Annotated in this window: 9 protein-coding genes; 1 reads left to right on the top strand and 8 read right to left on the bottom strand. The window is 68.4% G+C overall.

Translation table 11 applies throughout. The annotated features are described in order from the left end of the window. The first annotated feature begins 61 nt into the window (after positions 1-61). Positions 62-646 (top strand): C40 family peptidase, encoded by a 585-nt coding sequence (locus tag ACZ5PP_RS20750; RefSeq protein WP_004305920.1) that lies wholly within the window; start codon positions 62-64, stop codon positions 644-646. Between the two features lie 40 nt (positions 647-686). Here ACZ5PP_RS20750 and ftsB read toward each other — a convergent pair whose 3' ends face one another. From ftsB to ACZ5PP_RS20710, 8 genes are all read right to left on the bottom strand, one after another. Further along, a complete protein-coding gene (ftsB, locus tag ACZ5PP_RS20745) occupies positions 687-959 on the bottom strand; it encodes a cell division protein FtsB (RefSeq protein WP_004305921.1) in 273 nt (90 codons plus the stop codon). Between the two features lie 98 nt (positions 960-1,057). After that, positions 1,058-2,341 (bottom strand): phosphopyruvate hydratase, encoded by a 1,284-nt coding sequence (gene eno, locus ACZ5PP_RS20740; RefSeq protein WP_043745196.1) that lies wholly within the window; start codon positions 2,339-2,341, stop codon positions 1,058-1,060. 155 nt (positions 2,342-2,496) lie between these two features. Next, complete coding sequence (gene kdsA / locus ACZ5PP_RS20735; protein WP_004305924.1) at positions 2,497-3,336, bottom strand: 3-deoxy-8-phosphooctulonate synthase; 840 nt, start codon at positions 3,334-3,336, stop codon at positions 2,497-2,499. After that, on the bottom strand, positions 3,333-4,985 hold the full coding sequence (locus ACZ5PP_RS20730; protein ID WP_004305926.1) for a CTP synthase: 1,653 nt from the start codon (positions 4,983-4,985) through the stop codon (positions 3,333-3,335). Before ACZ5PP_RS20730 ends, kdsA begins: the two co-directional genes overlap by 4 nt. Positions 4,986-5,067: 82 nt before the next feature. Further along, positions 5,068-9,897 carry an NAD-glutamate dehydrogenase gene (locus ACZ5PP_RS20725; RefSeq protein ID WP_464826543.1) on the bottom strand — a complete coding sequence of 1,610 codons (4,830 nt, stop codon included), beginning with the start codon at positions 9,895-9,897 and terminating at the stop codon, positions 5,068-5,070. Between the two features lie 216 nt (positions 9,898-10,113). Beyond that, complete coding sequence (locus ACZ5PP_RS20720; protein ID WP_004305930.1) at positions 10,114-10,656, bottom strand: isochorismatase family protein; 543 nt, start codon at positions 10,654-10,656, stop codon at positions 10,114-10,116. Between the two features lie 14 nt (positions 10,657-10,670). After that, the gene (locus ACZ5PP_RS20715; RefSeq protein WP_273423919.1) at positions 10,671-12,659 is read right to left on the bottom strand and encodes an acetoacetate--CoA ligase; all 1,989 of its coding nucleotides are present in this window, start codon (positions 12,657-12,659) and stop codon (positions 10,671-10,673) included. Between the two features lie 133 nt (positions 12,660-12,792). Then, positions 12,793-13,212, bottom strand: a complete 420-nt coding sequence (locus ACZ5PP_RS20710; RefSeq protein WP_012585134.1) for an acyl-CoA thioesterase — start codon at positions 13,210-13,212, stop codon at positions 12,793-12,795. Positions 13,213-13,379: the final 167 nt, after the last annotated feature.

The following is a 13,379-nucleotide window of genomic DNA, read 5'->3' as shown; positions in this document are numbered from 1 at the left end:
TGCCGGCCTGGGCGGGTCCTGACATACTCTGGCAGAAATCCTTTTCGCACCGGATCGCGCCATGAGTCCCGAGCCCCTCCCTCGCGCCTTCCTTTCCGCCCCTCTGCACGCCGGCATCGGCAAGCGGCGCCTGGCGCTGCTTGCCGGGGTGGCCACCGTGGCCGCACTGCTGGCGGGCTGCGGCACCACCCCGGTCGCCGGCCCCGGCTCGCCACCGCGCACGGTGGCGCCGAGCGGGCACTATTTCTCTCTCGAGGGTGAGCACCAGACGCAGGAAATGGTGCTCTTCGCGCTCGGCCTGCTCGATACCGGCTACCGCTTCGGCGGGCGCAATCCGGACGCGGGCCTCGATTGCAGCGGCATGGTGGCCTACATCGTGGAGAACATCAGCGGCCGCAAGCTGCCGCACAACGCCGCGCAGATCGCCGATCGCACGCGCCCGATCGAGGTGCACGAACTGCGCCCGGGGGACTTGGTGTTCTTCAACACGCTGGAGCGCCGGCATTCGCACATGGGGATCTACATCGGCGACGGGCGCTTCGTGCACGCGCCCAACAGCCGTGGCCGGGTGCGGGTCGAACGTCTCGCCAGCCGCTATTTCGCGCAGCGCATCGACGGCGCGCGCACGCTGCTCGCGAGCAACTGAGGACTGTCGCCGGAACGGCGGCGATACCCGCGACCAGGGTTCAGCGCTGCGGAATCTGCACGTAGATCTCGCCCGGCCGGGTGAGCCCGAGTTCGAAACGCGCGCGCTCCTCGATCGCCTCGTTGCCCGACTTGAGATCGTTCACCTCCGCCGCGAGCGCCGCGTTGCGCTGCTCGAGGCGCAGGTTCTCCTCGCGCTGCGCATGCAGCTGGCGATCGACCTCCCAGACGCGCAGCCAGCCCCCCTTCCCCAGCCAGAGCGGGTACTGCAACAGCACGACGAGTGCGATCAGGATGAGGATCGGCCAGCGCATGGAGACGGGTATGGAGATGGATACTGGCGCATTCACGACGAAGGCCGGCGAGTCGCCCGCCGGCCTTCGAGACGCTGCGAATCAGCGTTGCAGGACGCTCAGCGCAGGTTGTAGAACGCGCGCTTGCCCGGATAGGCGGCGGTGTCGCCGAGGTCTTCCTCGATGCGCAGCAGCTGGTTGTACTTCGAGATGCGGTCCGAGCGGCTCAGCGAGCCGGTCTTGATCTGCATGGCGCGCAGGCCCACCGCGATGTCGGCGATGGTCGAATCGTCGGTCTCGCCCGAGCGGTGCGAAATCACCGCGGTGTAGCCGGCGAGCTTGGCCATCTCGACTGCCGCGAAGGTCTCGGTGAGCGTGCCGATCTGATTGATCTTGATGAGGATCGAGTTGGCCACGCCCTGCTCGATGCCCTGCGCGAGGATCCTGGTGTTGGTGACGAAGAGGTCGTCGCCCACCAGCTGCACGCGCTTGCCCAGGCGCTCGGTGAGGATCTTCCAGCCGTCCCAGTCGCCCTCGGCCATGGCGTCCTCGATCGAGACGATCGGGAACTTGTCGCACAGGGTCTCGAGGTAGTCGGTGAAGCCCGCGGCGGTCAGCGACAGGCCTTCGCCCTTCAGCTCGTACTTGCCGTCCTTGTAGAACTCGGAGGCGGCGCAGTCGAGCGCCAGCAGCACGTCCTGGCCAGGCACGTAGCCGGCGGCGACGATGGCCTCCTGGATCAGGTTGAGCGCTTCCTCGGTGCCAGACACGTTGGGGGCGAAGCCGCCCTCGTCGCCGACGGTGGTCGGGTAGCCCTTGGCGTCGACGATCTTCTTGAGATGGTGGAAGATCTCGGCGCCGCAGCGCAGGGCCTCGCGGAAGCTGCTCATGCTCACCGGCATGATCATGCATTCCTGGATGTCGAGGCTGTTGTTGGCGTGCTCGCCGCCGTTGATGACGTTCATCATCGGCACCGGCATCACCATCGGGCTGGAGCCGCCGAAGTAGCGGTACAGCGGCAGGCCGGCCTCTTCGGCGGCGGCCTTGGCCACCGCCATGGACACCGCCAGCATGGCGTTGGCGCCCAGGCGCGACTTGTTCTCGGTGCCGTCGAGCTCGATCAGGGTACGGTCGATGAAGGCCTGCTCCTCGGCGTCCAGCCCGATGATGGCCTCGGCGATCTCGGTGTTCACGTTCTCGACCGCGCGCAGCACGCCCTTGCCGAGGAAGCGCGACTTGTCGCCGTCACGCAGCTCGATCGCCTCGCGCGAGCCGGTGGAGGCGCCCGAGGGCACCGCGGCGCGGCCCATCACGCCCGATTCGAGCAGCACGTCGGCTTCGACCGTGGGGTTGCCGCGGGAATCGAGAATCTCGCGGGCGATCACATCAACGATTGCACTCATGTCTAGTCCTGTAGCAGTTACGGAGGTTTCGGATCGATCATGCGGGAACGCGACCCGGCGGGGAGCATGCTCGCACCGGATGACTGCCTCGTGAGCAGCGGCGACGGATGACGCGCATCAGTCCGCCGGTAGCCGCATTCCCGAAAAATGGGGTCTCAGAGCGTGGTCTCGAGGAAACCCTGGCGCTTGACCAGCGCGTCGATGTCCTTGAGCACGGTCAGCAGCGCCTTCATCTTCGGCAGCGGCCAGGCGTTGGGGCCGTCGGACAGCGCCTTGGCGGGGTCCGGGTGGGTCTCCATGAAAAGGCCCGCCACGCCCACGGCGACCGCGGCGCGCGCCAGCACCGGCACGAACTCGCGCTGGCCACCCGAGGCGGTTCCCTGCCCGCCCGGCAGCTGCACCGAGTGGGTAGCGTCGAACACCACCGGGCAGCCGGTGTCGCGCATGATCGCCAGCGCACGCATGTCGGAGACGAGGTTGTTGTAGCCGAAGGAGGCGCCGCGCTCGCACACCATGATGGTGTCGGCGCCGCCATTGGCCTCGCGCGCCTTGTCGGCGACGTTCTTCATGTCGCCGGGGGCGAGGAACTGGCCCTTCTTGATGTTCACCGGCTTGCCGCTGGCCGCCACCGCGTGGATGAAATCGGTCTGGCGGCACAGGAAGGCCGGGGTCTGCAGCACGTCGACCACCGCGGCGACGGTCGGGATCTCCTCGATCGTGTGCACGTCGGTCAGCACCGGCAGGCCGAGCTGCTTCTTGACCGCCTCGAGCATCTTCAGGCCGGCGTCCATGCCATGGCCGCGGAAGCTCTTGCCCGAGCTGCGGTTGGCCTTGTCGTACGAAGCCTTGAAGATGTAAGGGATGCCCAGCTCGGCGCAGATCTCCTTCATCTGCCCGGCGATGTCCAGGCACATCTGCTCGGATTCGGCCACGCAGGGGCCGGAGATCAGGAACACCGGCTTGTCGAGGCCGACTTCGAAACCGCAGAGATTCATGCTTCGCTCCTCGGGGCCGCAGCCTGCTTGTGCGCGATCGCAGCCTTCACATAAGCGGTGAACAGCGGATGACCCTTGCGCGGGTTGGAGGTGAATTCGGGGTGGAACTGACAGCCGACGAACCACGGATGCACGTCCGCAGGCAGCTCGACCATCTCGCACAGGTCGGTGACGGGCGCGCGGCCCGACACCACCAGGCCCTTGTCTTCGAGCCTGGCGAGCAGGGTGTTGTTCACCTCGTAGCGGTGGCGGTGACGCTCCATGACCTCGGGGGCGCCGTAGATCGAACGCGCCAGCGTGCCTTCCTTGAGCAGGCAGAGCTGGCCACCGAGGCGCATGGTGCCGCCGAGGTCGGACTCCTCGGAGCGCTTCTCGATCTTGCCCGTGCGGTCCTTCCACTCGGTGATGAGGCCGATCACCGGGAACCTGGTGTCGCGCTCGAACTCCGTCGAATGCGCGCCTTCCATGCCCGCGACGTCGCGGGCGAACTCCACCACCGCAAGCTGCATGCCGAGGCAGATGCCCAGGTAGGGCACCTTGTTCTCGCGCGCATAGCGGATGGCCGCGATCTTGCCCTCGGTCCCGCGCTTGCCGAAGCCGCCCGGCACCAGGATGGCATCCATCGACTCGAGCACATCGCAACCGTCGCGCTCGATATCCTCCGAGTCGATGTAGTGGATCCTGACCTTCGACTCGGTATGCATGCCGGCGTGGTTGAGCGACTCGATCAGCGACTTGTACGACTCGGTAAGGTCCACGTACTTGCCGACGAAACCGATATCCACGGTCTGCTTCGGGTTCTCGAGCGCGTGGATGAGCCTGTCCCACACCGAGAGGTCGGCCGCGCGCGCGAGGATGTCGAGCTTGTGGCAGACGATCTGGTCGAGCATCTGGTCATGCAGCTGACCGGGGATCTTGTAGATCGAGTCGGCGTCCAGGCACTCGATGACCGCCTCGGGCATGACGTTGCAGAACAGCGCGATCTTGCGGCGCTCGTCTTCCGGCACCGGACGGTCGGCGCGGCACAGCAGGATGTCGGGCTGGATGCCGATCTCGCGCAGTTCCTTCACCGAGTGCTGGGTCGGCTTGGTCTTCAGTTCACCGGCGGTCGGAATGTAGGGCAGCAGCGTGAGGTGGATGAAGCAGGTGCCGTGGCGGCCCTCTTCGAAGCCCATCTGGCGGATGGCCTCCAGGAAGGGCAGCGATTCGATGTCGCCGACCGTGCCGCCGACCTCGACGATCGCCACGTCGGCGCCCTCGGCGCCACGCTTGACGTAAGCCTTGATCTCGTCGGTGATGTGCGGGATGACCTGCACGGTCTTGCCCAGGTACTCGCCGCGGCGCTCCTTCTTCAGCACCGACTCGTAGATCTGGCCAGTGGTGAAGTTGTTGCGCTTGCTCATCTTGGCGCTGGTGAAGCGCTCGTAATGGCCGAGGTCGAGGTCGGTCTCGGCGCCGTCTTCGGTGACGAAGACCTCGCCGTGCTGGAACGGGCTCATGGTGCCCGGATCGACGTTGATGTAGGGGTCCAGCTTGAGGTGCGTGACCTTGATGCCGCGGGACTCGAGGATCGCCCCGAGGGACGCTGCGGCGATGCCCTTGCCCAGGGAGGACACGACACCACCGGTGACGAAGACGTATTTGGTCATGGGAGCTGTACTGCGGGAAAGCGCGATGATAACCGATGCACCCGAACCGCGTCAGCAGTCCGGGTGCCTCCCGCGCGATCGCTCAGGCCATGCCGCGCAGCTCGCGCAGCAGCACCGACAGCATCGCCATGTCGATCGTCGGCGCGCTGCGGATTTCGGCGAGGAGCTGCTGGTAGCGCTCGAGCGGCACCGCGGCACGCTCGCGCCCGGCATTCAGCACGCCCTCGGTGTCCGCGCCCTCGGGCGCGTTGCGCAGCGCCGCGCTGGTGAGCTCGCGGGCGAGCGAGGACAGATCGCTGCGCAGCGCGCCGCGCGCCAGGCTCTGCCAGCGCGTGTCCGCGGGCAGCCCGGAGATCTGGCGGCCGAGCCAGTGCAGGTCGAATTCGCCCCCGAGGGCGAAATACACCCGCGCCACCGTGGCCTCGTCACGCCCCTGCTCCACCGCCACCTCGACCAGGTCGAGCGCCGAGTAAAGCTCTTCGAGCGCGGCCACCCGCTTCGCCAGCGCCTCGGGCACGCCCTGCTCCACCCGGCGCGCCACCGCGGCGTCGAGCTCGGCGCGATAGGCGGGGGCGACGTAGTCGGCCAGCCCCTCGGCGAGCGCCGCCACGCCAGGCGAGAAATGCGCGCTCGTCGCCTGCAGGTCGGCCAGCCAGCGGCGGTGACGCAGGAACCACAGCGTGCCGCGCTGCACCAGGCGGCCCGACTCCTGGATGAGCTCGGTCTGCACCGCGTCGGCGATGCGGTTGTCGAGGGCCTCGATCTCGCGCCACAGCGCCACCAGGCCGAAGACCTCGCGGGTGGCCATGTAGGCGCGCACCACGTCCGCCGCCGAGGCGCCGAGCTCGGCCCTGAGCCGGCTGACGAAGGTGGGCCCGACGCGGTTGATCATGCTGTTGACCACGTGGGTCGAGATGATCTCGCGGCGCAGCGGGTGGATCCGGATCTGCGCCGGGAAGCGCTCGCGCAGCGGGCCGGGAAAGTAGCGCTCGAGCGCGGTGCGGATGTAGGGGTCCTCCGGCACGTCGGAGGCGAGCACCTCGTCGTAGAGCTCGATCTTGCTGTAGGCGAGCAGCACCGCCAGCTCGGGGCTGGTGAGGCCGACGCCGGCGGCCTTGCGCTCGGCGATCTCCTCGTCGTCGGGCAGGTACTCGAGCTTGCGGTTGAGCCGCCCGGCCTGCACCAGGCGGCGGATGAACTCCGCCTGCTCGTCGAGCAGCGCCACGCCGCGCGCGCGCGTGACCGACAGCACCTGGGTCTGGGCGTAGTTGTCGCGCAGCACCAGGATGCCGACCTCGTCGGTCATGTCGGCGAGCAGCTCGTTGCGCTGCTTGAGCGTGAGCTCGCCCTCGGCGATCACCCCGCCGAGCAGGATCTTGATGTTGACCTCGTGGTCGGAACAGTCCACCCCGCCGGAGTTGTCGATCGCGTCGGTGTTGATGCGCCCGCCCGCGAGCGCGAACTCGATGCGGCCGAGCTGGGTGGCGCCGAGGTTGCCGCCCTCGCCGAAGACCTTGCAGCGCAGTTCGCCGCCATTGACGCGCACCGCGTCATTGGCGCGGTCGCCCACCGCCGCGTCGGTCTGGCTGGCGGCCTTGATGTAGGTGCCGATGCCGCCGTTGTAGACCAGCTCGACCGGTGCGGTGAGGATGGCGCGGATCAACTCGGTCGGGGTCAAGCCCAGGGGCGCGGCCTGGATGTCGAGTGCCGCGCGCGCCTCGGGCGACAGCGTGATGGACTTCGCGCTGCGCGGCCACACTCCGCCACCCTGCGAGATCAGCGCGCGGTCGTAGTCGTCCCAGCTCGAGCGCGGCAGCGCGAACATGCGCGCGCGCTCTTCCCACGAGCGTGCCGGGTCGGGATCGGGGTCGATGAAGATGTGGCGGTGGTCGAAGGCCGCCACCAGGCGGATCTGTTTCGACAGCAGCATGCCGTTGCCGAACACGTCGCCCGACATGTCGCCGATGCCGACCACGGTGAAGGGTTCCTGCTGGATGTCCTTGCCCATCTCGCGGAAGTGGCGCTTGACCGCCTCCCAGGCGCCGCGTGCGGTGATGCCCATCTTCTTGTGGTCGTAGCCCACCGAGCCGCCCGAGGCGAAGGCGTCGCCCAGCCAGAAGCCATACTCGGCCGAGACCTGGTTGGCGTAGTCGGAGAAGCTCGCCGTGCCCTTGTCGGCTGCCACCACCAGGTAGGGGTCGTCCTCGTCGTGGCGCACCACGTCCGCCGGCGGCACCACCGCGCCCTGCACCAGGTTGTCGGTAAGGTCGAGCAGGCCGCGCAGGAAGTTGCGGTAGCAGGCCACGCCCTCGGCGAGCAGGGCCTCGCGCCCGCCCTCCGCAGGCGGGCACTTGACCACGAAGCCGCCCTTGGAGCCCACCGGCACGATCACCGCGTTCTTGACGATCTGCGCCTTCACCAGGCCGAGGATCTCGGTGCGGAAGTCCTCCATGCGGTCCGACCAGCGCAGGCCGCCGCGCGCGACCTTGCCGCCGCGCAGGTGCACGCCCTCGAAGCGCGGCGAATAAACGAAGATCTCGAACATCGGCAGCGGCTGCGGCAGATTGGGGATCTTCGACGGCAGGAACTTGAACGAGAGGTAGGGCTTGGGGGCGCCGTCCGCGCCGCGCTGGAACCAGTTGGTGCGCAGGGTCGCCTGCATGAGGGCGAGAAACTGGCGCAGGATGCGGTCCTCGTCGAGGTTGGCCACCTGATCGAGCGCGGCCTCGATGGCCGCCACCTGCGTCGCGCACGCGGCCTCGCGATCGCCCGCGAGCGCCGGGTCGAAGCGCGCGCGGAAGAGTTGCAGCAGCGCACGCGCGAACTGTGGATAGGCCGCCAGCGTCTGCTCCATGTAGGCGAGGCTGAAGGTGAACGCCGCCTGGCGCATGTGGCGGGCGTAGGCGCGCAGCACCGCCACCTCACGCCACGACAGCCCGGCGAGCAGCACCAGGCGGTTGAAATCGTCGTTCTCGGCGGCGCCGCGCCAGGCCGCGAGGAAGGCCTCCTGAAAGAGCGGGCGGATGTCGTGGATGTTGAGGTTCTCGGCACCGGCAAACTGCAGGCCGAAGTCGTGCAGCCACACCGTGCTGCCGTCCTGGCGCTCGATCTCGGAGGGGCGCTCGTCCATCACCTTCACGCCCATCTTCTCGAGCATCGGCAGGCTCTGCGACAGCGGTACCGGGCTGCCCAGGTGGTAGAGCCGCAGGTTGAGCCGGCCCGCGCGCACCTCGAGCGGCACGTAGAGGTTGAGCCCGAGCGCCGCGTCGTCGGCGAGCGCCTCCATCTGCTCGATGTCGAACACCGCCATGCGCGCGGAGTATTCCTCGCGGTAGCCGGCCGGGAAGCCCTCGCCGTAGCGCCGCATCAGCGCCAGGCCGCGCTCCTCGCCGCACTGCTCGACGAGCGCCTGCTGCAGCTCGTCCTCCCAGCGCCGCGCCGCACGGATCAGGCGCTGCTCGATCTCGCGCACGTCGAAGGCAGGGATCCGACCCTCGGGCGTGCGCACCGTGATGAGGATGCGCGCGAGCGCCGAATCCGAAAACTGCACGTCGAACTCGGCGGCGTTGCCCTTGAAGGCATCGATCAGCACCGCCTGCATGCGCTCGCGCTGGTCGGTGTTGTAGTGCTCGCGCGGCACGTAGATCAGGCACGACACGAAGCGCTCGAAGGGATCGACGCGCACGAAGAGGCGCGTGCGCAGGCGCTCGCCGAGGCGCAGGATGCCCATGGCGTGGGCGTGGAGCTCGTCGGTCTCGATCTGGAACAGCTCGTCGCGCGGGTAGCGCTCGAGCAGGGTCTGCAGCGCCTTGGCGGCGTGGCCGCCGGGCAGCAGGCCGGCACGCTCGAACACGGCCTCCACCTTGCGCCGCAGCAGCGGGATCTGGCGCGGGCTGGCGCTGTAGGCGGTGGAGGCGAGCAGGCCGATCACGCGACGCTCGCCATTCACCCGGCCGTCGGCCCCGAAGGTCTTGATGCCGACGAAGTCGAGATAGCCGGGCCGGTGCACCGTGGAGCGCGAGTTCGACTTTGTGACCGTGAGCAGATGCGGCAGGTGGGCCTGCGCGCGCAGCTGCGGCGGCAGCGCAGCAAAGGAGCGCGACTGCCCCTCGTCACCGTCGCCGCGCAGCAGGCCCAGTCCGGAGCCGGGGACGATGCGCAGCTCGTTGCCCTCGCCGGTCTCGACCAGCGCGTAGTCGCGGCAGCCGAGCAGCACGAAGTTGTCGGCGGCGAGCCAGTCGAGGAAGGCGCGCACCTCCTGCGTCTCCTCGGCGTCGATGCTGACCGGCAGCTCGTCGAGCCCTGCGGTGATGCCGGCCAGGCGCTCGCGCATGGCCGACCAGTCGCGGACCGCGGCACGCACGTCGGCAAGCACATGCTCGATGCCTTGCTGCAGCGCAACGAGGTCGCCCGGGTCGGTGCGGCGGTCGACCTCCAGGTGCATGATCGACTCGAAGCCGACACCCTCGCCCTGCTCGCCGCGCTCCGCCACACGCACGAAGCCGCCCTCGGCATCACGCGCGACGTTCATCACCGGATGGATGATCAGGTGCAGGGTGAGACCCTGGCGCGCGACCTCCATGGTGATCGAGTCGACGAGGAAGGGCATGTCCTCGCCGGCGATCTCCACCACGGTGTGCGGGCACTCCCAGCCGTGCTCGTCCAGCCGCGGGTTGAATGCGCGCACCTTGCTGCCGTCCTGGCGGCGGGCGACGAAGTGCCACTGGCTGAGCACGGCGCCGTAGAGATCGCCCACCGGGAGGTCTTCCAGGTCCTCGGGCGCCACCTGGGCGAAAAAGCGGCTCGCGAACGCACACACCCCTTCGGCCTGCTCGGCGGGCATCCGGGTGCGAATCTGCTCGATCACCGCCTCGACCTGCGTGGCCAGCCGGCCTGCTTCCCGTGTCTCCATCTCCAACCTCCCGCTTGCGCTTTTGGATACGGCGGGACGGTCTGCGAGCTCGGTATGGACAGCGTCGAGGGAGCGCACATCGCATCGCCGTGGAACGAAGCGGTCAGGCTAGAACAACCCGTCCGGCATGGATACGCACGTTTTCCCTAGTTCGGGACGCGCACGCGCCAGGGGCCGGACGGGGTGATCCTGCAGGGCCGGCCTTGCCGGCCATCCTCAGCGGATGAAGTCGCGATTGACTTCGCGGAAGAGCTCGGTGCCGCCGCGCTGCAGCCACTCGAAGGCGACCATCTCGCGCGACACGATCTCGATGCCGTGGCCGCGCATTCGCTCGAAGGCGAGGTCGCGGTTGGCCGGAGCGCGCGAGCCTGAGGCCTCGGCGACGATGAAGACCTGCTTGCCGGCGCCGCGCAGGTCGAGCGCGGTCTGCTGCACGCAGACATGGGCCTCGGTGCCGCACAGGATCACCTGCTCGCAGCCGGCGACCGCGGTCTGGTCGAGGCAGCCATCGGCCTGGGCGGAGAAGAACTGCTTGCCGACGTAGTGCGCACCGGCGGTCGCCGCGCGCACCGCCTCGACCGTGCCGCCGATCTTCTCGGGGAAGTGCTCGGTGACCACCACCGGCACGCCGATGCGCTCGGCGACGCGCGCAAGCCACACGCAGGCCTCGACCACCGCGGCGTTGTCGTGGATGAAGGGGGCGAGCTTCGCCTGCACGTCGATCACCAGCAGCACCGACTTCTTCGGGTTCATCAGCATGTCTTCGATCCTCCTCAGCCCTGCAGCTCGGCGCGGTCGCGGAAGTGCGCCAGCGCCTCGGGGTTGGCCAGCGCCTCCTGGTTCTTCACCGGGCGCCCGTGCACCACGTTGCGCACCGCCAGTTCGACGATCTTGCCGCTCTTGGTGCGCGGGATGTCGGCCACCTGCAGCACCTTGGCCGGCACGTGACGCGGCGTGGTGTTGTCGCGGATGGTCTGGCGGATGCGCCTGGTCAGGTCGTCATCGAGCGCGAGCCCCTCGCGCAGCTTCACGAACAGCACCACGCGCACGTCGTTGGGGTTCTGCGGCGGCCAGTCCTGGCCGATCACGAGCGACTCGACCACCTCGTGCAGCTTCTCGACCTGGCGGTAGATCTCGGCGGTGCCGATGCGCACCCCGCCCGGGTTCAGCGTGGCGTCCGACCTGCCGTAGATGACCAGGCCGCCGTGCGCGGTGATCTCGCAGAAGTCGCCGTGGCACCAGACATTGGGAAAGCGATCGAAGTAGGCGGCGTGGTACTTGCTGCCGTCGGCGTCGTTCCAGAACCCGATCGGCATCACCGGGAAGGGCTTCGCGCACACCAGCTCGCCCTTCTCGCCGCGCACCGGGCGGCCGTCGTCGTCCCACACGTCCACCGCCATGCCGAGGCCGCGGCACTGGATCTCGCCGCGCCACACCGGCAGCACCGGGGAGCCGAGCACGAAGCAGGAGATGATGTCGGTGCCACCCGAGATGGAGGAGAGCTGCAGGTCGGGCTTGATGTCGCGATAGACGTAGTCGAAGCCCTCGGGCACCAGCGGGCTGCCGGTGCTCATCATCGCGCGCACCGTGTCGAGCTTGTGGGTCTCCCGCGGCTTGAGCCCGAACTTGGCGGCGGCGTCGAGGAACTTGGCCGAGGTGCCGAAGTGCGTCATCGCTTCGGCGTCGGCGTAGTCGAAGAGGATGCGGTTGTCGCCAGCGAAGGGCGAGCCGTCGTAGAGCAGCAGCGTGGCCTCGGCGGCGAGCGCGGAGACCAGCCAGTTCCACATCATCCAGCCGCAGGTGGTGAAGTAGAACACGCGGTCTCCCGGCTTCACGTCGCCGTGCAGCTTGTGTTCCTTCAGGTGCTGCAGCAGCGCGCCGCCGGCGCAGTGCACGATGCACTTGGGCACGCCGGTGGTGCCCGAGGAGTACATGATGTAGAGCGGGTGGTCGAAGGGCAGCTGCGCGAACTCGATGTCGTCGACGAAGTGGAAGGGCGCGACGAAGTCGGCGAGCATGCGCGCGTGCGGCACGTGCGAGAGGTCGTGCTCGCGATGCACGTAGGGCACGACCACGACGCGCTTGACCGAGGGCAGCTGCGCGACGATCTCGCCGAGCTTGCCAAGCACATCCACCGTCTTGCCGCCGTAGTAGTAGCCGTCGCAGGCCACCAGCACCTTGGGCTCGGTCTGGCCGAAGCGGTCGAGCACGCCCTGCACGCCGAAGTCGGGCGAGGCCGAGGTGAAGATGGCGCCGAGGCTGGCCGCGGCGAGCATGGCGACGACGGTCTCGGGCAGGTTGGGCATGTACGCGGCGACGCGGTCGCCGGCCACCACGCCCTGCTCCTTGAGCGCCGCGGCAAAGTGCGCCACCGCGCGGTAGAGCTCGCCGTGGCTCAGGCGGTTCTTCACGCGCTCCTCGCCCCAGAACACGATCGCGTCATGCGCGTCGCGCGAACGCAGCAGGTTCTGCGCGAAGTTCAGGCGGGCGTCGGGAAACCACTTCGCGCCCGGCATCTTGTGGCCATCGACGAGCACGCGCTCGCCGCGCGTGCCGATCACGCCGCCACCGACGCCGTCGCCCTCCCAAACGCTCGTCCAGAACGGCTCGGGGCGCTCCACCGACCAGGCGTGCAGCGCCTCGTAATCGGGCAGCGAGACCTTCCAGCGCTGCTCGGCCGCGAGCCGGAAGGCAGTCACGTTGGCGGCGGCGATGCGCTCGGGGGACGGGGTCCACAGGGGTTTCTGCTCAGTCGGATACATCGGGTCTCCTCTCCATCCTCTTGTGTCGATGATTGGGGGTCAAAACTCTGGGGGTCGAAACTGGGCGGCCACGCTTCGCGGACGGAGCGGGTGACCGCACTGCGCGGCCGGGCACTCGGCGGCCGGCGCCAATTCAGGCCACGGGCGGGTCGAACAGCGCGCGCACGACATCCGGAATCGGCGCCGACTTGCCGGTGCGCATGTCCATCCACACCGTCTTGGCCGCACCTTCGGCGTACAGGCGCTCGTCGCCATCGACGAAGAGCTCGTACCAGGTCATCACGCTGCTCCGCCCCGGATCGCCTGCATACATCTTGATGACGACGGTCGCAGGATAATTCACCGGCGCGAGGAAGGTGCAGCTGGCATTGATGATCACCGGCCCCACCGGCTCCTCGACGCTGACGCGGGAACCCATCCGTTCGAGCCACTCGACGCGGGTCTGCTCGAAATAGCGGAAATAGACCGTGTTGTTGACATGCCCGTAGGCGTCCATGTCCCCCCAGCGCACCGGCATGCGGGTGGTGTAGATCAGCTTCGCGTTCGGACTCATCCGACGATCTCCTCTTGTATATGGGGCGGGCTAATGTAACATACGCACCCGTATGTTTGTTCGCCCCGCCGCCGGTGGGCGCGCGCATGCGCGCGCCCACCGGCGGCGGGGATTCGCACGAAGGGTTAAACTGCGCGGATGGCGCGTCTCGCTACGCGACCCACTGA

The organism is Thauera sp. DNT-1 (genome assembly GCF_055393985.1).
This window is presented reverse-complemented; position numbering and strand designations above follow the sequence as displayed.

Excerpts from the sequence above, each read along its gene's own strand:
- ACZ5PP_RS20750 (WP_004305920.1), top strand. The coding sequence starts at position 62 with ATGAGTCCCGAGCCCCTCCCTCGCGCCTTCCTTTCCGCCCCTCTGCAC.
- ftsB (WP_004305921.1), bottom strand. The coding sequence starts at position 959 with ATGCGCTGGCCGATCCTCATCCTGATCGCACTCGTCGTGCTGTTGCAG.
- eno (WP_043745196.1), bottom strand. The coding sequence starts at position 2,341 with ATGAGTGCAATCGTTGATGTGATCGCCCGCGAGATTCTCGATTCCCGC.
- kdsA (WP_004305924.1), bottom strand. The coding sequence starts at position 3,336 with ATGAATCTCTGCGGTTTCGAAGTCGGCCTCGACAAGCCGGTGTTCCTG.
- ACZ5PP_RS20730 (WP_004305926.1), bottom strand. The coding sequence starts at position 4,985 with ATGACCAAATACGTCTTCGTCACCGGTGGTGTCGTGTCCTCCCTGGGC.
- ACZ5PP_RS20725 (WP_464826543.1), bottom strand. The coding sequence starts at position 9,897 with ATGGAGACACGGGAAGCAGGCCGGCTGGCCACGCAGGTCGAGGCGGTG.
- ACZ5PP_RS20720 (WP_004305930.1), bottom strand. The coding sequence starts at position 10,656 with ATGCTGATGAACCCGAAGAAGTCGGTGCTGCTGGTGATCGACGTGCAG.
- ACZ5PP_RS20715 (WP_273423919.1), bottom strand. The coding sequence starts at position 12,659 with ATGTATCCGACTGAGCAGAAACCCCTGTGGACCCCGTCCCCCGAGCGC.
- ACZ5PP_RS20710 (WP_012585134.1), bottom strand. The coding sequence starts at position 13,212 with ATGAGTCCGAACGCGAAGCTGATCTACACCACCCGCATGCCGGTGCGC.